The 20,093-nt window shown below is 62.0% G+C and carries 15 protein-coding genes and 1 tRNA gene; 5 read left to right on the forward strand and 11 right to left on the reverse strand.

The window, feature by feature from the left end:
- Positions 1 to 208 precede the first annotated feature (208 nt).
- Positions 209 to 1,405, forward strand: a complete 1,197-nt coding sequence (gene sucC / locus KQ659_RS07285) for an ADP-forming succinate--CoA ligase subunit beta (RefSeq protein ID WP_216689386.1) — start codon at positions 209 to 211, stop codon at positions 1,403 to 1,405.
- A gap of 90 nt (positions 1,406 to 1,495) precedes the next feature.
- Here sucC and KQ659_RS07290 read toward each other — a convergent pair whose 3' ends face one another.
- On the reverse strand, positions 1,496 to 1,945 hold the full coding sequence (locus KQ659_RS07290) for an organic hydroperoxide resistance protein (RefSeq protein WP_216689385.1): 450 nt from the start codon (positions 1,943 to 1,945) through the stop codon (positions 1,496 to 1,498).
- Between the two features lie 158 nt (positions 1,946 to 2,103).
- Between KQ659_RS07290 and KQ659_RS07295 the strand changes: the two genes are divergently transcribed.
- From KQ659_RS07295 to KQ659_RS07305, 3 genes are all read left to right on the forward strand, one after another.
- A tRNA-Arg gene (locus tag KQ659_RS07295) sits at positions 2,104 to 2,175 on the forward strand.
- 329 nt (positions 2,176 to 2,504) lie between these two features.
- Positions 2,505 to 4,946, forward strand: coding sequence for a TonB-dependent receptor (locus KQ659_RS07300; RefSeq protein ID WP_216689384.1), 2,442 nt, complete (start codon positions 2,505 to 2,507; stop codon positions 4,944 to 4,946).
- A 638-nt stretch (positions 4,947 to 5,584) separates the two neighbouring features.
- Positions 5,585 to 6,076 carry a fasciclin domain-containing protein gene (locus KQ659_RS07305; protein WP_226915824.1) on the forward strand — a complete coding sequence of 164 codons (492 nt, stop codon included), beginning with the start codon at positions 5,585 to 5,587 and terminating at the stop codon, positions 6,074 to 6,076.
- A gap of 235 nt (positions 6,077 to 6,311) precedes the next feature.
- Here KQ659_RS07305 and KQ659_RS07310 read toward each other — a convergent pair whose 3' ends face one another.
- From KQ659_RS07310 to KQ659_RS07320, 3 genes are all read right to left on the reverse strand, one after another.
- Entirely contained in the window at positions 6,312 to 8,300 is a 1,989-nt protein-coding gene (locus tag KQ659_RS07310) for a T9SS type A sorting domain-containing protein (RefSeq protein ID WP_216689383.1), read from the reverse strand.
- A gap of 145 nt (positions 8,301 to 8,445) precedes the next feature.
- Positions 8,446 to 9,207, reverse strand: a complete 762-nt coding sequence (locus KQ659_RS07315; RefSeq protein ID WP_216689382.1) for a PASTA domain-containing protein — start codon at positions 9,205 to 9,207, stop codon at positions 8,446 to 8,448.
- Positions 9,208 to 9,413: 206 nt separating this feature from the next.
- Entirely contained in the window at positions 9,414 to 12,209 is a 2,796-nt protein-coding gene (locus KQ659_RS07320) for a D-alanine--D-alanine ligase family protein (protein ID WP_216689381.1), read from the reverse strand.
- A 167-nt stretch (positions 12,210 to 12,376) separates the two neighbouring features.
- On the opposite strand from KQ659_RS07320, the gene KQ659_RS07325 reads away from it, so the two are divergent.
- Positions 12,377 to 13,567 (forward strand): phosphoglycerate kinase, encoded by a 1,191-nt coding sequence (locus tag KQ659_RS07325; protein WP_216689380.1) that lies wholly within the window; start codon positions 12,377 to 12,379, stop codon positions 13,565 to 13,567.
- An 85-nt stretch (positions 13,568 to 13,652) separates the two neighbouring features.
- On the opposite strand, the gene KQ659_RS07330 is transcribed toward KQ659_RS07325, so the two are convergent.
- The 7 genes from KQ659_RS07330 to KQ659_RS07360 form a co-directional block, all read right to left on the reverse strand.
- On the reverse strand, positions 13,653 to 14,660 hold the full coding sequence (locus KQ659_RS07330; RefSeq protein ID WP_216689379.1) for a hypothetical protein: 1,008 nt from the start codon (positions 14,658 to 14,660) through the stop codon (positions 13,653 to 13,655).
- A gap of 18 nt (positions 14,661 to 14,678) precedes the next feature.
- A complete protein-coding gene (locus KQ659_RS07335) occupies positions 14,679 to 15,722 on the reverse strand; it encodes a cytochrome-c peroxidase (protein ID WP_226915618.1) in 1,044 nt (347 codons plus the stop codon).
- A gap of 7 nt (positions 15,723 to 15,729) precedes the next feature.
- On the reverse strand, positions 15,730 to 16,500 hold the full coding sequence (locus KQ659_RS07340) for an MbnP family protein (RefSeq protein WP_216689378.1): 771 nt from the start codon (positions 16,498 to 16,500) through the stop codon (positions 15,730 to 15,732).
- 133 nt (positions 16,501 to 16,633) lie between these two features.
- A complete protein-coding gene (locus KQ659_RS07345) occupies positions 16,634 to 17,011 on the reverse strand; it encodes a hypothetical protein (RefSeq protein ID WP_216689377.1) in 378 nt (125 codons plus the stop codon).
- A gap of 267 nt (positions 17,012 to 17,278) precedes the next feature.
- The gene (locus tag KQ659_RS07350; RefSeq protein ID WP_216689376.1) at positions 17,279 to 17,917 is read right to left on the reverse strand and encodes a hypothetical protein; all 639 of its coding nucleotides are present in this window, start codon (positions 17,915 to 17,917) and stop codon (positions 17,279 to 17,281) included.
- A gap of 211 nt (positions 17,918 to 18,128) precedes the next feature.
- A complete protein-coding gene (locus tag KQ659_RS07355) occupies positions 18,129 to 19,412 on the reverse strand; it encodes a site-2 protease family protein (RefSeq protein WP_226929869.1) in 1,284 nt (427 codons plus the stop codon).
- Positions 19,375 to 20,034, reverse strand: a complete 660-nt coding sequence (locus tag KQ659_RS07360; protein ID WP_216689375.1) for an HAD family hydrolase — start codon at positions 20,032 to 20,034, stop codon at positions 19,375 to 19,377. Before KQ659_RS07360 ends, KQ659_RS07355 begins: the two co-directional genes overlap by 38 nt.
- Positions 20,035 to 20,093 lie beyond the last annotated feature (59 nt).

A 20,093-nucleotide genomic window follows, 5' to 3' on the forward strand; every position in this document is an offset into this window, starting at 1 on the left:
GTACCATAAGCTTTAGCTTGTGACAAGCGCAGCGAGTTCCGGAATCCGCACCGTTCAACGGGTACACTCGCTGCGTTCGTCACAAACTAAAGCTTATGGTACAAACCGCTTGTCACAAGCTAAAGCTTGGGCTACTGCCTACCTGCTTCGTACTTTCGCCCCAACAACCGCGAGGTAGCGTAGCTAAAACCACCCCTTACCCGTTTTTATGAACATTCACGAATATCAGGGCAAAGAAATCCTGAAAAAATACGGCGTCCGCGTGCAGGAAGGCATCACCGCCGATACCCCCGAGGAGGCCGTAGCCGCCGCCGAGAAGCTGACCGCCGACACCGGCACCAGCTGGTACGTGCTGAAGGCGCAAATCCACGCCGGTGGCCGGGGTAAAGGGGGCGGAGTGAAACTCGCTAAAAACCTGGAGCAGGTGAAAGAGATTGCCGGCAACATTCTCGGCATGCAGCTCATCACCAAGCAAACCGGTCCCGAGGGCCGCAAGGTGCATAAAATCCTGGTTGCTCAGGACGTGTATTACCCCGGCGCTTCGGAGCCCAAGGAGTACTATATGAGCGTGCTGCTGGACCGTGAGCTGGGCAAAAATGTCATCATCTACACCACCGAGGGTGGCATGGACATCGAGGAGGTAGCTGAGTCGCACCCCGAGAAAATCCACCGCGAGCACGTGGACCCTTCGGTAGGCCTGCAAGGCTTCCAGGCCCGCAAAATAGCCTTTAACCTCGGTTTGGAAGGTGAGGCCCAAAAGGAAATGGTGAAGTTCGTAACCGCTTTGTACAAGGCCTACGACGAAACCGATTCCAGCATGTTCGAAATCAACCCGGTGCTGAAAACGTCGGACAACAAAATCCTGGCCGTTGACGCCAAGGTGACGCTGGACGAAAACGCCCTGTACCGCCACAAGGATTTCGTGGCTCTGCGCGACTTCAACGAGGAAGACCCCCTGGAAGTGGAAGCCAGCCAGAACAACCTGAACTACGTGAAGCTCGACGGCAACGTGGGCTGCATGGTGAACGGCGCCGGCCTGGCCATGGCCACCATGGACATCATCAAGCTTTCGGGTGGCGAGCCCGCCAACTTCCTCGACGTAGGGGGTGGAGCCAACGCCCAGACGGTGGAGGCGGGTTTCCGCATCATCCTGAAGGACCCGAACGTGAAGGCCATCCTGATTAACATCTTCGGCGGCATCGTACGTTGCGACCGGGTGGCTAATGGGGTAGTTGAGGCCTACAAAGCCATCGGCGACATCCGCGTGCCCATCATCGTGCGCCTGCAAGGCACCAACGCCGAGGAAGGCGCCCGCATCATCGACGAGAGCGGCCTGAAAGTAGCCTCGGCCGTGTTGCTGAAGGATGCTGCCGCCCGCGTGAAAGAAGTGCTGGCCAACGCCTAAGGGTAACCGACCATTAATTGCCGAAAAGGCCCGCCTGAATCATCAGGCGGGCCTTTTCTTTGTTCTTTTCGTGGCACCGGAGCGCACGGGCTATTTCTTTTCGGTGAGGGCAGGCACGGCCTCGCCTTTCACGCGTAGCTCCACTTCCATGTTGCCACGGGTGCCCACCGAGTATGGGCAAATCTGGTGGGCATGGCGCACCATGTCCAGCGTTTTTTCCTGGTCGAAGGATTTGAGGTCAACGTCGAGCACGGCGCTCAGGCCGTAGCCTTCGCCCTCCTGAAACAGGGTAACCGAGCACTGCACGGTGGTTTCGGGGTCGAGCCGGTCACCGGCCTTTTGGGCGATGACGAGCAGGGCCTGCTGGAAGCACGAGGCGTAGCCGGCGGCAAACAGCTCTTCGGGGTTGGTGGCGTTTCTTTTGCCGCCCAGGCCCTCGGGGACCGACATGTCGAGGTCGATGATGCCGGTGGAGGAACGGACGTGGCCGCTGCGGCCACCAACGGCCGAAGCATCGGCCGTATACAGGTTCTTTTTCATGAATGAAGCGTGAAAGTGGAAATTTCTGATGCGATAAGGGTTGTTGGCTTAACTGGTTTTGGCCCGCCTGGGTTATGGCATTCGAGTAGAATTGCCAAGGAATTTGGCGTTGAAATTTGGTCGCCCTCGCTTTTATGGCTACTTTTGCAGCCTAATCCGGCCGCGTCGTACAACGGATAGTATGAGAGTTTCCGAAGCTCTTGATTTAGGTTCGATTCCTAACGCGGCCACTTTAAACCCCGTTTCCAAGCTGGAAACGGGGTTTTTTATTTTCCGGGGTACGGTACAGGACCCGGGTAGGAGTTTTGCCCACTGAAATGGCTTGTCGAAGCGCTGTTCAGCATAGGCCCAGAGTTACTGTTCTATGATATGGTTGGCCTGAATTCAAGTTTATGTACAGGGTGTAACGACGTGACAATTCGCGACGTTGTATTTCGCGCATTAACTCGAAATGTTCCCTAAGAAGCCATGCGGGCAGGTAGTTGCGCGGGCTGACGGCTCTTCGTATACTTTGCGTGGCAATCGGCAAACATTTTCCTTTCCCGACTCTTGGTTCAGCATGAGAACAATTACCCTACTGCTTTTTCTGCTGCTTTCCTTCGCTGGCCGCGCCCAGAATCCGGGCACCGTGGCCGGCACCGTGCGCGACCGGGCCACCCAGGAAGCCCTGCCTGGCGTGAGTGTAACGCTGGAAGGCACCACCTTCGGCACCGCGACCGATGCGGAAGGCCGCTACCGCCTCACGGGCGTGCCGGCGGGCGCCTACAACCTGCGCGCCAGCTTCGTGGGCTACGATGCCCTGCTGCGCGCCGACGTGGCCGTGAGCAGCGGCAATGTGAACACCCTCAACCTGGAAATCAACAAAGGCCCGCAGGCGCTGGGCGAGGTAACCGTGACGGCCAACCGCGCCATTCGGGTGGCCACAGCCGAAACGCCGCTGAGCGTACAGCGCCTCACTACCGAGGAAATCAAGAGCAACCCGGGCGGCAACTTCGATATTTCACGGGTAATACAGAGCCTGCCCGGCGTGGGCGGCGGCGGCACGGGCGGCACGGCGGGCTTCCGCAACGACATCATCATCCGGGGCGGCGCGCCCAACGAAAACGTGTACTACCTCGACGGCATTGAGGTGCCCATTATCAACCACTTCCCCACGCAGGGCAGCGCGGGCGGGCCGGCTGGCATCCTCAACGTCAGCTTTATTGAGGACGTGACGCTGAGCTCCTCGGCCTTTCAGGCGCGGTATGACAATGCGCTGAGCTCGGTGCTGCAGTTCCGGCAGCGCGACGGCAACTCCGAACGGCTGCAGGGCAACCTGCGTACCTCGGGCACCGAGGTGGCGGCTACGCTCGAAGGGCCACTCACCAAGAACACGACCTTTCTGGCGTCGGCCCGGCGCAGCTATTTGCAGGTGCTGTTTAAGCTGATTGACTTGCCCATCCGGCCCGATTTCTACGATTTTCAGTTCAAGACCACGACGAAGATTTCGCCCAAAACCACGCTCACCACGCTGGGGTTGGGGGCCATCGACCACTTCGAAATTGTGCCGCCCAAAAAGAGCTCGCCCAGCAAGGAGTTCATCCTGCGCAACAACCCCACCATCGACCAGTGGAACTACACCGTGGGCCTGAACCTGCGCCACTTGGTGGACAACGGCTACCTGAACCTGGCCCTGAGCCGCACCCAGCAGCACAGCGCCGCCGACCAGTTTCAGTACGGCTACATCGGTCAGGAAGCCTACCGTAAGCTATTTGCCCGCAGCGGCGAAACTGAAAACAAGCTGCGCGCCGACGTGAACAAGCGCGTGGGCCGCTGGCAGTACAGCTACGGCGTGGTGGGCCAGCTGGTGCATTATGATAATAACCTGCGCAACCGCATCCGAGCCGAAGTGCGCGATGCCAGCGGCGCGCTCGTGAGCCCGGCCGTGACGGTGAACTTCACCACCAGCCTCGACTTTGTGCGCTACGGCCTGTTTGCCCAGGCCACCCGCACCTACGGGCCTGAAGGCCGCCTCACGGTATCGGCCGGCGTGCGGGCCGATGGTACCAATGCCCTGCTGCAAGGCTACCGGCTCGACCGGACGCTCTCGCCCCGCGTGTCGCTGAGCTACGCCCTGCTGCCCACCCTGAACCTGAACGCCAGCCTGGGCCGCTACTACAAGATTCCGCCTAGCACCATTCTGGGCTACCGCGACCCGGCGGGCCGGCTCGTGAACGAGGGCAGCCGCTACATCCGGTCCGACCACGCCGTGGCGGGGCTGGAGTGGCTGCCCACCCAGGGCACCCGCGTCACGCTGGAAGGCTTCTATAAAAAGTACGCCTACTACCCGGTGAGCGCGCGCGACGGCATCAGCCTGGCCAACCTGGGCGGCGATTTTAACGCCATTGGCAACGAGGCCATCACCAGCACCGGCGACGGGCGCGCATACGGGGCCGAGGCCTTTTTCCAGCAGAAACTCAGCGGCAAGCTCTTCGCCATTGTGTCGCTCACGGCCTTCCGCTCCGAGTTTTCGGGGCGCGATGGGGTGTACCGGCCCACGGCCTGGGATACGCGCTTTCTGGGCTCGGCGCTGCTGGGCTACAAGCTGGGCCGGGGCTGGGAAATAGGGGCCAAGTACCGCGTGGGCGGCGGCGCGCCCTACACGCCCTACGACGAAGCCGCCAGCCGTGCCAGCTACCAGGCCGTGGGCCAGGGCATTCTGGACTATAGCCAGCTTAATACCCGCCGGCTCGGGGGCTTCCAGCAGCTCGACCTGCGCCTCGACAAGAAAGTGAGCCTGCGCCGCCTGAGCTTCGATTTTTACATCGATGTGCAGAATGCGCTGCTGACCAAGCCCGTATCGGTGCCCACCTACACCTTCGAGCGCCAGCCCGACAACTCCGGCTACACCACCATCGACGGCCAGCCCCTGCGCCAGGATGGCGGCAACGCCGTACCGGTTTTATTGCCGGCAAGTGACGCGCTGGTAGTGCCCACAATTGGGTTCATCGTGGAGTTTTAAGGGCCAGCTGTTGGGGTGGAGGTCTGCTTGTTTGATATGAAGCAAGGATGTAGCGCGGGGTGGTGCGACGACGATTTCGGTCGTCGCACCACCCCGCGCTAGGTATTTATTCGAAATGGTTGCGTGGGCGCTGCTTGTTTCTGCTGTGGCCACAGGAAAGCTCCTTTGCAGGCTGCAAAGGAGCTTTCCTGCTTCGTGCCCTGCTGCATCGATATGCAGCAGCTTGACATATTTGAACTACCGATGTAATAACTGTTGCATGAATAAATAAAAAATATATAAATATTTTATGTTATAAACAAGATTTAACACCGCTGTGGGCACATGCGCTAAACCTAATACTACCGTGCCGCCGTATAGGCTGAACATTATCAGTGACTCTCACTCCAACTCCCAATACCATGAACACGAAAAACATCTTCACCGCCCTCGCCCTCACCGTAGCCTGCTCGGCCACCTCCTTCGCGCAGGATATGAAGACCAAGAGCGACGACGAGAAAACAAAAACCACCGTCGACGGCATGATGACCAAGACCAAAATGGCCGACGATGGCAAAATGAAAGTCAAAGGCAAATCGGCTGCCGGCGACAAAATGAAAGCCAAAACCAAGCCCCGCTCCGCTGCCGACCGCAAAAAGATGGGCATGGCAGACAACTCAATGAGCAACGGTGTGATGGTGGGCGGTGCCATGATGACCCCCGATAAGGATATCGTGGACAATGCCGCTGGCAGCGCCGACCACACCACGCTGGTAGCCGCCGTGAAAGCCGCCGGCTTGGTTGAAACGCTGAAAAGCGCTGGTCCCTTCACCGTATTTGCCCCCACCAACGCGGCTTTTGATAAGCTTCCCGCTGGCACCGTAAACTCGCTGTTGACGCCCGAAATGAAGCCCACCCTCACCAAAATTCTCACCTACCACGTAGTACCCGGCCGCCTCACGGCCGCCGACCTCAAGAATGGTCAGGTGCTGACCACCGTGGAAGGCGAGCAGCTGACGGTGATGATATCCGGCAGCAGCGTGATGCTGAAAGACGCCAAAGGCGGCATGGCCACGGTCACCATCCCGAACGTGATGTCGAGCAACGGCGTAACGCACGTAATCGATACCGTGTTGATGCCAGCTAAGTAATCAGCAAATTCAGGCTTCGTGCCCCAATAAAAAAGCCGTCCGGAGTTATCCGGACGGCTTTTTTGCTAATGAGGCTGTTTAGGAAGTCGTTGCGCCGGTCTGACCGCTCTAGGCGGTCCGGCCGGTTGTCGTGCGGACGAAATCGGGGGTACTTCAACCGGTCAGACCGCCTAGGGCAGTCTGACCGGAACGATACTACTTTCTAAGTAGCTTCGATTGCTACAGAGGGCAAACGCTATTCCAACATCAGCTTTTGCCCGATGGTGCGGCCGTCGGCCAGGGTCAGGCGCACGGTGTAGAGGCCGGCGGGCAGCGTGGGCAGGGCCAGAGTGGGGTTGCCGGCCTGGGCAGTGGGCTGCTCCCACACCACGCGGCCCAGAGCATCGACCAATACCGCTCGCACAAAACCCGGCCCGGCAATGCTCACGGTGCCGTGGCCGTGCCCGGCAGGGGCAGGGTTGGGGTAGATGCTGTAGGCGGCGGCGGCGCGGCTGGCGGCAGTGGCGGTGGCCACGTTATTGGTCATCACGGGGCGCATCATGAGCGCGCCCCGGCCGGATGCGAAGTTGGTGGTGTCCCACACGCCGGTGTTGTCGCGGCGCAACAGGTGTTGGGCCGGGAAGCTGCTGTTGTAGTCGAGGCCGTAGGGCAGGAAGCGGCCGGCGGAGGTAGAAGGCTGCGAAAAGCCCACGTAAAAAATGCCCGATACTGGCACGGGCTGGTCAAAATCAATCTGATAATACTGCCAGCCGGCCGGAATATTGGCGGCGGCCGGGATGGTGGCCGTTTTGGAAACCCGGGCGGTGGTAGCGGGTCGGCCGTTCGCATTGTCCCACACGCTGATGGTGACGGGGCGGGCATCGAAATCCAGCGTCCGGTTGCCGCCGGCCACGCTGGAGCCGGGATATACCGGGTATAGGCGCAGGCCGCGCACGTAGTCGGCCTGGTTCAAATCGAAGCGGTAGGCAAAGGCGAGCTGCTGGCCGCTTGTGAAGGGGTCGAGGTTGGTAAATCCTTCGGCCGTACCATCGTCGTAGGCGTAGTAATTGGCCAGTTCTACGTCCCGGAAAATGGTGTCGTTGGGCAGCGTAAGCGGGTTTTGCTCCTGCGAGTTCAGCGCCATGGTGTAGCGCAGGCGCTTGGCATCGGGCGTGGCGGGCAGGGCCACGGCGCTGGCCGCGCCGGTCACGGGCGTGAGGCGGGGCAGCGTGCCCAGCGGCAGGCTGCGCTGCAGCCAGGTACCCAGCACCGGACCGGCGGGCAGCTGCTGCACGGTGCCCAGCACGTTCACGTTCAGTGGGAGCAGGCCGCTGCGCAGGTTGCTGTAGTTCACGCCCAGGTTGGCGGCCAGCTCGCTGCCGGTCGGCGAGGCCGTGTTGAACTGCCAGACCGGCATGGAGGTGAACCGGCGCAGGGGGCTGCGCATGCCGCCCGAGGGATTGCCGCCGGTGAGCCCGCCGCCGGCCCCCGAATCCAGAAACGTGGTATCGGCCAGGCCGGCGGTGCGGCCCCGGTTCAGCAGAATGTAGTCCACGCTCCAGTTGTCGCGGTTTTCGGAGCTGTTGCCGGTGGCAATGAACATAAACTGGAAATTGCCGTGCAGGTATTTGGCTTGCTCCAGCAGTACTACCTGCTGCCGAAAGCCGGTGCGCACACGCTGGCCGTTGTAGGCCCACACCTGCTCCCAGGCATTGGCATCGGTTTTCACAAACAGCTCCAGGCGCACGGGGGTGGTGCTGCCGTTGGCCCCCGGGATGCTCACGATGCTGCCGGCCTGCCAGGCAAAGCTGAGCGCCACCTTGTCGTTGGCCGTGAGGCCACCCAGGTTGATGGGCTGTGATACCAGCGAGTCGATGGGGCCGTACACAATGTTTACCTGGCCGCTGTAGTTCTGGCCGTTGGCACGCAGGCCGTCGAGGGTGGCGGCCCCCCGGGTGAGGGGCTGAATGGCCAGGCGGTTGCTCACGAAAGCGCCGCCGATGGGCATCCACCTCTGCGGGTTGGGCGCACCGTTCAGCGGCGTGGTGAAGTCATCGAAAAAGGGCAGTGCCAGGGCCGTGGTGCCACGCAGCTGGGTGCGGATGGCGGCGCTGGGCGCGTAAGCTGCCCGGCCCGGGTCGGCCGACAGGGGCTCGGAAGGCGAGAGCTGGGCCGAGGCCGCGCCGGTGCTCAACAGCAGCGCCGGCAGCAGCAAGCGCGACCATGGGAGGAATCGTGTCATCATAAGTTAGCAGGAGATTGAGGGCCTAACGACCAAAGCGCCCGGAAAAGTGCATTACGACGAAGCGGTGCCCCACGCCGCTACGCCAGTGAAAAAGGTTTTCCGGCGCGGCGACGCAAAGCACCGCTTTGCGTTGAAAATTAACGGCTTATTTCGCCACCCAGATATCCACCAGCTGGCCCATGCGGATGGTGGCATCGGGGACGGCGGCGGGGCGCTGGCGCACCACCGTGCCGGGCGTCTGGCCATCGGCGGCGGGCTGCTCAAACACTTCGCCTTTTTGCAGGCCCTGGCCCACTAGGAGCGTAATGGCCTCATCCTCAGGCATGTTGATGAGGTTGGGCACGGCGAAGGTCTGGTTGCCCTGGCCGTCGCCCACCACGAGGTCCACTTTGGTACCCTTGGCGATGGGCGCGCCGGCCGCTATCTCCTTGCCGTTCACCAGCTGCTTCAGCACCGCGCCGGAGGCCAGGTCGGGCACCAGCTGAATCTGGCCCACCACGAGGTCATAGCTTTTGAGAATGAGCATGGCGTTTTTCGAGGAGCCATCGGTAAGTTTGGGCATCTTAATCACCGGCGGGTTTTTCATGCTCACCTGCAGGTAGATTTTGCGGCCTTCCTTCACCTTTTCGCCGGGGGCGGGGTCCTGCACCAGCACGGTGAAGGGGCGGATGTTGGGACTGTAGCTGGAGTCGTCCACGAAGTAGTTCAGGTTGCGCTCATCGAGGTAGGCTTCGAGGTCGGCCACATTCATGCCCGTCACCTTGGGCACTGTGATGGTTTCGCCGTGGTGCGTGCTCATGGGTAAATACACGTAGAAAAAGCCCAGCACGAGCAGCAGGCCCGCCCCGGCGATGAGCACGAGGTGCTTCACTACGTCGAGCGGGGTATTGGAGGTGAGGAAAGCCATTTAGCAAAGAAGACGTTATATGGGGCAAAGAACGGAAAACTCCCCTCCTTACCAAGGAGGGGATATTTTGCCGCAGGCAAAATTGGGGTGGTTGTGGCGTTGAGCAACGTTAGAATAGTGTCATCATGTGTTGTGCAATGCCACAACCACCCCCGTTTGCGCTTCGCGCAAACATCCCCTCCTTGGTAAGGAGGGGAGTCCGATGTTCAGCTAACCCGGGCCGCCCGCGCCTTGCCGAACTCCAGAATCCGGTCGATGAACTGATAAGGCGTGTAGCCGGCCAGGGCCGTCTGGTGGAAGATGCAGGTGGCGGGCGTCATGCCGGGCAGTGAATTTACCTCGATGATGAGCACCTCCACCTCGCCCTCCTGGCGCACGCGCACGAAGGCGTCAATCCGGGCGTAGCCCTGAATATCGAGCACTTCGGCCACGCGGTGCAGCACGGCCTTCACCTCGTTCGAGATGCGCTGGCGCTCGGCGGGGTCTGCATCGTAGCGGGCGGGGGTGATGTTCTGGCCTTCGCCGGCCAGGAATTTCTCCTCCAGGCTCAGCACCTCGCCGTTGGCCAGGGCCTCGCTGGCCTCGAATACTTCGATGTCGAGCAGGCCGTCTTCGTCGTAAGAAGTGAGCAGGCCGCCCGTGACTTCGAGGAAGTGCGCGGCCCCGTCGCGGCTGATGAGCGTTTCGACCAGGAAGGCCTCTTTGCGCGGAAATTCCTCCTTAAAACCCAGATTCAACACGCCGGCCGGGGCGGGCATGAGGTCTTCCCCGGTGCGGAAGATGAGCTGACTGAAGGCTTCCAGCTCCGCGCGGTTCTTGATTTTCTTCACCGCCGAGGAGCAGCCATCGTCGGCAGGCTTGGCGATGAATGGGTAAGGAAACTGCGTTTCGAGGCTGCGGTAGAAGCTTTCGGCATCGGCCTGCCACTCCAGCTTGGTGGCCATGCGGTGCTCGGCCACCAGCAGGCCGGCGGCACGCAGGCGCTTGTTGGTTTCAAACTTGTTGATGGTGACGCTGCTGCTGGCCACGCCCGAGCCATTGTAGGGCAGACCAAACTTCTCCAGCTCCTGTTGCAGCGCGCCGTCCTCGCCGGGGCGGCCGTGCAGGGCAATGAATACTTCATCGACCATGCCGGCCAGCTCCCCGAACGAGATGCGGCGCGGCAGGGCCAGCGCCTGTCCGGCGTAGGTGCTGGTAATCTGGCTGGCTTCCTGTCGGATGCGGGCCAGAATGGGGTGCGGGGCCTCGCCGGCCTCGGCGTGCTCAATTTTCTCGCGGATGTCGTCGGCGTTGTCCTTCAGCATCACGTTCACGGGCAGCACGTAGAGCTGGTGCTCCTGCGCCGAGCCGGTGAGGAACACCGGCACCGGCGCGTACTTGGCCGACGAGCTGAGCTTCTCGAAGATGTTGCGCCCGCTCTCCACCGAAATATGACGCTCCGAGGAGTAGCCGCCCATTATCACGGCCACCCGAATGCGCTCGGTGGCCTCGTGCTGGCGGCCGGCTACGGCCGCATCGAGCTTGGCCAGCAGCGCCCCCAGCTTCACGGGGCGTAGGCCGGCGCGGCGGCGGGCCGCCAGCGACGTGCGGATGAGGTAAGTCAGAAACTGGCTCGGGTTGAGCCCTATTTCGGCCGCCTGGTGGAAGAAGAACGAAGCCGGCAGCATGCCCGAAGTCGTGTTCGGGTCGTTGAGAAACAGGGTAGAAGGGGAGGAGGGTATAGGGGATAGGGATTGGGCACCACCATTTTCCGTATTCCCTATCCCTTCTACCTTATTCCCCTCAACCACAAACCCATCCAAGCGGGCATACACCTGGAAGCCGAACGTGCGGAACATCTCCTCGCAGGCCTCGCGGATTTCCTGAATTTTATCCTCCGGTAAGTCAATCGGGGTGATTTTGCGGGCCAGGCCGGGCAGGTATTTCGAGCGGTAGTCAAACATCTCCTCGCCCTTCACAATCTCGGTGGGCGGCAGGGCCAGCGGCAGGCCGTTGGGGTCTTCCACCACAATGCAGCTGAACTCGCGGCCGGCCACGAAGCTTTCCACGAGCACCTGCGTTTCGCCGTCCACGTTGGTCAGGCGGATGGTATCGGCCGTTTCAAAAGTCTGGTCGAGGGTGAAGAGCAGGGTTTCGGGGTGGTAAATGGTCGCTTCGCTTAATGAAGAATTATCGCCTTCCAATTCTTCATTAAGCGCCAGCGTCACCGGCAGGCCGATGCCGTCACGGATATCGGTGAGATGCTGCACCCAGGCCACTTTGTCCTGCTCGCCCAGGCGCTGCCAGTCGGTGCGGGTCAGGGTTTTGCGGAACAGGCTTTTTTCGATGGCGGCCTCGAATTTGGCGAGGTCGTCGGTTTTTAGAATGCTCACGCCGATGCTGGAGCCCTGGCGCGGCGCTTTCAGCACCAGCGGCAAGCCCAGCTCGCGCACCAGGTAGGCGAGGGTGGCGGCGTGGTCGGCGCGGTCCCACTCCTCGGCCGTGATGACGCGGAAGTCGGGCGTGGGCTGGCCCAGCGCTTTCAGCAGCTTCTTCTGCGCGATTTTATCAATGCCAAATGCCGAGGGCAGAATACCGGAGCCCGAATATGGAATCCCCAGCCACTCCAGCATGCCCTGAATGGCCCCGTCCTCACCACCCGGCCCGTGCAGGGCCAGAAAGGCGAAATCCATGAGCAGCGGCAGCTGTTCGGGCTGCACCTGCCGCCCCACTTTGGCAATGGCCTCAAACTTCTCATCGTGGCTGAGCTCGCCCAGGCTTTCGATGTACACCTGCAAATGGTGCAGCGACGGCGGCTGCGAGCTCACCGGCGGGTAGAAGTCGCGGATGGTACCTTTATAGATAAATTGCCAGTCGAGCAGAATGAACTGCCCCAGGCTATCGACGAAGATGGGCACGGGCTGAAACAGGGCCTTGTCCAGGTTATCAAACACGGTGCGGCCGCCGGCGAAGGAAATTTCCCGCTCGCGCGAAGTGCCTCCGAAAAAAATACCGATTTTCATAAGTGCAGCAAAGGTAAGGGAGTGCGGTAAGCTTTAGCTTGCCGTTATCGTACAAGGCAACGCCACTGTGGCCTCACGGTTCGGAGTGTACCCGCCGGGTTTACTTTGTGGTCTGATTACGTTTTCTCCACGGCAAGCTAAAGCTTACCTCACATTCCTTCATTCCCATGAACACCCTCGATACCTACAACTTCGCCGGCAAGCGCGCCGTGATGCGCGTCGATTTCAACGTGCCCCTTGATAAGGACCTGCGCATCACCGATGACACGCGCATCCGCATGGCCACCCGCTCGGTGATGAAAATCCTGAACGATGGCGGCTCCGTGGTGCTGCTTTCGCACCTGGGCCGGCCCAAGGGCGGTTACGAGCAGAAGTTTTCGCTCGAAGCCCTCATGGCGCGTCTCTCGCAGGAATACGGCCGCGAAGTGCAGTTTGGTGGCGACGTGCTTGGGGCCGAAGGCGCCCAGAAAGCGGCCGCTCTGCAGCCCGGCGAAGTGCTGCTCATGGACAACGTGCGCTTCTATAAGGAGGAGGAAGCCGGCGACCCGGTCTTCGCCGCCAAGCTGGCCACCCTGGGCAATGTGTACGTGAATGATGCCTTTGGCACCGCGCACCGCGCCCACGCCTCCACGGCCGTGATGGCCAATTCCTTTGCTGCGCAGGACCGTGTGGGCGGCTACCTGCTGCAATCCGAAATCGACAACGCCCAGAAGGTGCTCGAAAATGCCGAGCGGCCCTTCACCGCCATCATGGGCGGGGCCAAGATTTCAGACAAGATTCTCATCATCGAAAAACTGCTCGATAAGGTTGACAACCTGCTCATCGGCGGCGGTATGGCCTACACGTTTGCCGTGGCCGAGAATGGCCACGTCGGCAGCTCGCTGCTGGAAGCCGACAAAGTGGACCTGGCCCGCCAGCTCATCCAGAAGGCCAAAGACAAGGGCGTGAACCTGATGCTGCCCGCCGACTCGCTCATCGCCGATAAATTCGCCAACGATGCCAACGTGGACGTGGCCAGCAACCTCAGCATCCCCGACGGCTGGATGGGCCTCGACCTCGGTCCCGAAAGCCGCGAAGCCTTCGCCGCAGTTATTCGCAACAGCAAAACTATCCTCTGGAACGGCCCGATGGGTGTGTTCGAAATGAGCAACTTCTCGCTCGGCACCGAGTACGTGGCCCAGGCCATTGCCGAGGCCACGGCGGCCGGCGCCTACTCGCTCATCGGCGGCGGCGACTCGGCGGCGGCCGTGCAGCAGCTTGGTTTTGGCGACCAGGTGAGCTACATCAGCACCGGCGGCGGCGCGCTGCTGGAGTACATGGAAGGCAAGGAGCTGCCCGGCGTAACGGCGCTGGGTTAGGATGTAGCGAAGAACCAGTATAATAACGCAAAAAGGAGCCCCGGTCGCGCAGGCAACGGGGGCTCCTTTTTGCGTTGTGTAATCGTCAGCTTTTGCCGTGCAGCAGGTATTTGGTCTGCTTGAAGCTGTAGCCGACGGATACCACCATTCGGCCGGCGCTGGCCGGGTGGTCCGTAGTGGCGGTGTAGATGGGCAGCTGGAAGCTGGTGTTGAGCGAGAAGTTTTTGTAGTACACATCTAGCCCGGGGCCCAGCAGGGCGTTGTTCATGGCGTGCTCGCCGGTGAGCTGGCCGTCCAGCATCTCGCCCTTGGTTTTCTCGTAGAAAAACTGCGCTGAGGGGTACACCTGCCAGTTTTCGCCCAGCGGCACGCGGTAGAACAGGCTGGCGTAGGTGGCCGTGCTCGGGGCCAGGCTGTTGCGGAATGTGTTTTCCGTGGAGCGGCGGTAGCTGCTGTTCACGCTCAGCCCGAAGCTATGGAAGCTGCCGATGTAGTTGGCGTATACGAAGCCGTCGGTGGTGCCGGTGCCCACTTGGTTTAGCAGCGGGTAGCGCTGGCCCTGGGCATTCTGGCGGGTGTACTCGCCGGTGGGCAGCTTCAGGCCGCCGCCCACAATGAGCCGGCTCTGCACCCCGGCCGTTTCGATGGCCCGGATGAGGTGGTAGCCGGTAAAAACCGTCACGTCGCCCACGCCGGCCGAGTTCAGCTGCCGGCCGTTTATCTGCGAGGTATTCATCATGTAGGGCACGAAGGCGTTCAGCTCCACGCGTTGCGAGAGGAAGTATTTTCCGCGCAATTCGATGACGCGGAAAGCTTCGAAATCGGTCGGTTCGCCGTGGTGGCTGTGGGCGTAGCCGTTGTCGCCGTTGAGGGGCGAGGGGAAAAACGGCCGCACCCCGGCCGGGAAAAACTGCGGCGACTGCCCCAGCGCCTGGTAGCCGTTGAAGATGCGGTAGCGGTGCATCAGGCTGAAACCGCTCTGGTTGTCGTAGGGCGTGATGCCCATAAAGCAGCCGCAGATGTCGCAGGCCCGGCCGGGCAGCGCCAGCCCACTCAGCAGCAGGCTTATGAGAATAGATTTCTGAGAGTTCATCGAAATAAATGCTGAAGCCTAGGGCTGCGCCGCCAGTCGCACATCGTGAATAAACGAGTCGTCGGTGAGCGTGTGCAGGAAGGCGATGATATCGGCTTCTTCTGTTGCGGTAAGGGGAATGCCCGCCGGGCGAAGGGCCGGGTCGAGAGTGGGGGAGGCCACCACGCCGTGGTCGTAGTGAGCCAGCACCTGCGCCAGCGTGGCAAAGCGGCCGTCGTGCATGTAGGGAGCTGTGAGGGCCACATTGCGCAGGCTGGGTACTTTAAAGCGGCCCACGTCGGTGGTGCGCCGGGTGATGTGGGCGCGGCCCGAATCGGCTTCGAAGGTGGCACTGAGGCCGTTGTTGCGGTAGGTTTCGTCGGTGAATAAGTCGGTGGCATGGCAGCTGGCGCATTTTTGCGCCACCAGTACCCGGCCGCGCCCTTCGCCGGCCGTGAGCACGGCCCCGGCCTCGCCGCGCACCACTTTATCGTAGCGCGAGTTGGCCGAGGTGAGTGCGGCCGTGTACTGTGCCAGCGCCCGCAGAAACTGGTAGGAATCGATGGGCCCCGCCCCGTACACCGCCGCGAAGCGCCGTGGGTAATCGGCATCGGCATTGAGCCTGGCTAGGACGCGGGGCAGTGTTTCGTCCATTTCCAGCGGATTGGTGAGCGGGGCCAGGGGCAGGGTTTCGAGGTTTTTGGGTCCGCCGTCCCAGAAAAATTCCGATTTCCAGCGCAGGTTCTGCAGGGCCGGGGCGTTGCGGGTGCCCAGGCGGTTGGCCACGCCGTGGCTCAGGCGGTGGTCGGCGTTGGCGAAGGCCACGAATTGCTGGTGGCAGCTGCCGCACGACACAGACCCGTCGCGCGAGAGCCGGACATCATAAAACAAGCTGCGGCCTAGCCCAAACGCCGCCGCCGTGGGCGGGTTGGCATCCGGGGCATACACGGGGGCGGGGAAGTTGGCCGGGAGGGTGGTGCCGGGTACCGGGGCATCCGGCTCCACCACGTCGCCGAGGCCGCAGCCCGCCAGGAGCAGCCCCGCTAGCCCACAGGCCAGCGAGGCAACCAAGGTGCGGCGCATGGCCGGACTAGTTGGCGTGGATGTGCTCGACCGAATACATGCCGGCCGCGTAGTTATTGGCCACTTTCACCGCATTGCTCCCCGGCGACTGCACGTCAGACAGCGTCGCAAATCGAATGGTGCTCGGCCCACTGAAGAGCTTGAGCAAGTCCACATTCAGGTGGATTTCGGGGCTGTGGTCGGCGCGCACCAGCAGGGTCATTCCGCTGGGAAAAGCCGGCGAAACGGTCCGGATGGTGTTGTTTGGCGCTTTAAAGCCCCCAATGTGGAACGTGAGGGCCGACGTGGTGGACTGTGCGGAGTACCCTTCGAGCTTGGTGAAGATGTAGCCCGAATTCCAGGTCCAGAACATGTTGTTGTTGGGGTCGAGCGCGCCTTTCTGCACGCCCGAAACATTGTGCACGCTATCGACCCCAATGGTGAAGGTGATGCCCTTGTAGTCGCCGGCCGGCACGCCGGTGAGGGTGAGGTGGCGGGAGTCGGGCTTGGCGGCGTCCAGCAGGTAGTAGCTGTCGGGCACGGCATACGTCGAGCCGTCGGTTTTTGTGAAGACGATGTTGGAGATGTACTGCCGGAAAATGCTGATTCTGAACTGGTCGCCGGCCAGCGTAGTATAGGTTTTGGTGTCCAGTACCAGCAGGTCGGCCCCCACGGTCTGCTCAAATTCGAGGGATACCGTGGGCGGAGCGGCCACTACTTCATCTTTCTTGCAGCCCGCAAGCGCGAGCGTAGCAAGGGTTAACGTACAGAAAAGGGCGGAAATAGAAAAGCGTTTCATCGGAAAAGCGGGGGAGGGGGAAATCAACAACTGATTGAAAAGCAGCGCGTATGCGCGCATCCGGTCCGCCGGGAAACCCGACGGAGTCACCAAGTTGGCCGGCCTTCTGCCGCGCAGAAAGCCAAAGCCACAATCAGGCTGATAACAGGGGCGGGCGAAACACGCCCCGGCTGGGCACTGCCGCACAGTGCGGCACAGGTCGGCGGGCATAGGGCCGGGCGGCCACCGGCCAGCGCCGGGGCCGGGGTAGCAGCAGGGCGGCCATGGGCAGCACTTCGTACTTCATCCTGGCCAGCATTTCGGGGGCTTTTTTGTCGCCGCCCTCGGCTTTGCGCAGCTGCTGGGCCAGGTGGCACTTGCCGTTGCAGTGCAGCTGCGGCCTGGCCTTGTTCACGCAGTACAGCTCCGTGATGCGGGCCTTATTCATCTGATAGTCCACGACCAGCACCTCCTGCCCCAAGGTCTGGAGCAGCACGAGCGTGACGAGGAAAAAAGCCGGAATGCGGTGCATAAAGCGGGAAGCTGTCCGGGCAAAGGTAAGCCAGCTGCTCAGGACTCTGTTCCGGGATGGTAGCGCGTCATGTAGCGCATTCTGCGCTTTTTAGTGCCTGTTCGGATAGGCGCTAAGCGTCGTTGCTCCGGTCTGACCGGTTGTCGTGAGAACGAAACCGAGGAGCTTCAACCGGTCCGACCGGTTTTCGTGAGAACAAAATCGGGGGTGCTTCAACCGGTCCGACCGCCTAGGGCGGTCGGACCGGAGTATACGATTACTGCTGGGTTAGTTGAGATAGGGCGACTCCAGCTCCTGGCCCATGCTGCGGAGTGTATCGGTGCCGCGCCGGCCGGTGAGGCGCGTGCTCAGGGCCTGGGCTTCGCGGGCGCTGAGTACGTCCAGCTCGTGCAGCCAGGCCACGCGGCGCAGCTGCGGCTCGATGAAGCCGAGGGGGTTTACCTGGCCGTACTCGTCGCGCAGGTAGGTTTTGGTGCGGCGCTCCAGCTCCGCCACTAAAGTGCGGAACTGCTTGCGCTGCCAGGGCCGGCCGGCCAGCGTGATGGCCAGATGCGCCGTGCGCAACCGGAACGTGCACCACTGCTGCTCGAAGCGCAGCCAGCTGGCCAGCACGTTTACCCCAAAAATGAGCCACCACGAGTACAGTGCCACCCCGGTATGCCCCGTGGCCAGCCACTCGCGCCACGGGCTGTAGCCCAGAAACACAAGCAGCAGCCCCGTGAGCAGCAGCTGGTTGGTGGGGATGTGGCGGTGCTCGCCGGACTTGATGGGTAGAATTTCTTCGTAAGGCACCTCGGTTTCGAGCGTGGGCACGCCCTGGGGGTTGCGCTTGCACACGTACAGGCTTTCGGCCCGCAGCTCGATGTGCGTGGTACCCAGAAAAAGCTGTTTTTGGCTAAAAATCATTCAGGGGAGGGGTGGGGAGTGGGTAGAATGAGGGGGAGCGGAGGGTGGTGTTATGAAGTGGCTGGTTGGGTTGAGTTACGAGAATTCCGGAACGATGTAGAGACGCATCTTTGCGTCTTGGCTGTGAACCAATTTCAGCCACGCGGCGCGGACGCCGAGACGCAAAGATGCGTCTCTACACCGTTCACCGGCTAACTCAACTAGCCAGCCACTAAGCAAATGGGCTGGGGGTGAAGCAGAGTACAAAAATAGCCACCATCAGCCAGCCCAGCAGCTGCCGGCCCGGGCTCAGGGGGCGCTCATCGGGTGCGGGCGGGTGATAGATGCCCGTGAAGCGCCCCAGCAGCAGCCCGAATACCAGCCAGCCGGGGTTGCCCACGATGCCCGGCAGCAGCGCGGCCCCCGCCACCTGCCCCGCCCAGATGCCCGCCGCCAGCAGCAGCCCCTGGCGCGGCCGGGGAAATACCCGCCAGAATATCAGCGCCAGATACCCCGCGTACACCGGCCCGCCATACAGCCAGGTCTGCCAGTCGTCGTGCAGCGAAAACAGCCCCAGCCCGGCATAGAAAATAAAACCTGTGAACAGCACCGGTACCATTCGATTAAAGCGCCCCGGCCCCAGCAGCCCGTACAGAATGTGGCCGCCGTCGAGCTGGCCCATGGGCAGCAGGTTGAGGGCCGTGAAAAACAGGCTGAGCGAGCCGGCCAGCAGCACGGGGTAGTGCAGCAGCTCCAGCGGGTGGGGCAGGCGGGCGTGGTCGGCAAAGGCGTTTTCCAACCATTGATAGAGCAGCGGACGGGCCAGGGTGAGGCCGTTGGCCAGCTCCTTGGCTCCATACACATGCCGCGCATAGTCGGCCCCATATTGGGCGTAGTCTGGGTGGATGGCGTACAGATACGCCAGCGGCGGCAGGTGCGTGAAGCCGTAAATCAGCAGCGGCACCGCCACCAGAAAGCCCGCCAGCGGCCCGGCCAGCCCGATATCGAAAAACTCGCGCCGCGAAAAAATCCGCTCCCGAATCCGGATGATGGCCCCAAACGTGCCCAGCCCCATCGGAAACGGAATGTAATAGGGCAGCGAAGCGCGCACCCGGTTGTAGCGCGCCGTGAAATAATGCCCGAACTCGTGCACCGTGAGTACCCCCAGAAACGGCAGCGCAAACCACAGCCCGCGCCGCAGCTCCACCCACAGGGCCGCCCCGCGCAGCTGAAATACCTCGAGCGGCAGGAAATCGACCGCACCGCGCGTGAGCTGAATGCCGGCCAGCGTAGTGGTAACCAGCGTGACCAGGAATAGCCCGATGTGCAGCGCCGCCGTGCGCCCAGCCGACGGCTCCGGCCGCTCGAAGCGCCGGAATAGCCCCCGCGCCCGGGCCAGGCGGCCGGGCGCATCGGTGGCCAACGGGGCGGCCACATCGGCCGGACCGTGCCCGGCAGGGAAGTCCGCAAAATCAGGTTCAGGACTGGGCAGGGGCGTATTCTCGGGGAAAGGCACGGAGGGCTTCGGGCAGGGCGGTGAGGAGGGTGAGCGGCGGGGCCAGGTGCAGCACCTGCAGCCCCAGGCGGCGGGCGGTGGCAATGTGCTGCGGGCTGTCTTCGATAAACAACACGTCTTTGGGCTGCCAGTTCATTTCGCGCAGCGCGTGCCGGAATATTTCCTCGCCCGGCTTGCGCAGGCCCATCTCCTGGGAGTAGAACACGCGGTCGAGTACGTCGGCAATGCCGTTTTGGAAGCCGTATTGGCCGGCCAGGCGCTGGTTTATTTCGGTAATGTGCAGCTTGTTGGTGTTGGAGAGCAGCGCCGTTTGGTGGCCCTGCCGGCGCAGCTCGCCAATGAGGGCGAGACGCTCGGCGGGCACGTCGAGCAACATGGCGTGCCAGGCGGCATCCAGCTCGGCATCGGTGGCATCGAGGGCGTAGGCGGCGCGCAGGCCGGCCCGGAATTCGGCGGGCGTGAGGTGGCCGGTTTCGAAGCGGTCGAACAACTCGGCCTGGCTAGCCTGCGAAAAGGCTATGGTGCTGCCCGCGCGGCTCAGCCGGCGCATGGCGGTGGGGGTGGCATCGTAATCAATGTCAATGATGACACCGCCGAAATCGAACAATAAGTGGGGAAGCATGGGCTGGCTTGTTTTTCCATCCACGAAGGTCGTACTTTTGCAGCGTTGGAGGGCTGGCA

It is taken from the genome of Hymenobacter siberiensis (genome assembly GCF_018967865.2).
In the GTDB taxonomy this organism is placed as follows: Bacteria; Bacteroidota; Bacteroidia; order Cytophagales; family Hymenobacteraceae; genus Hymenobacter; species Hymenobacter siberiensis.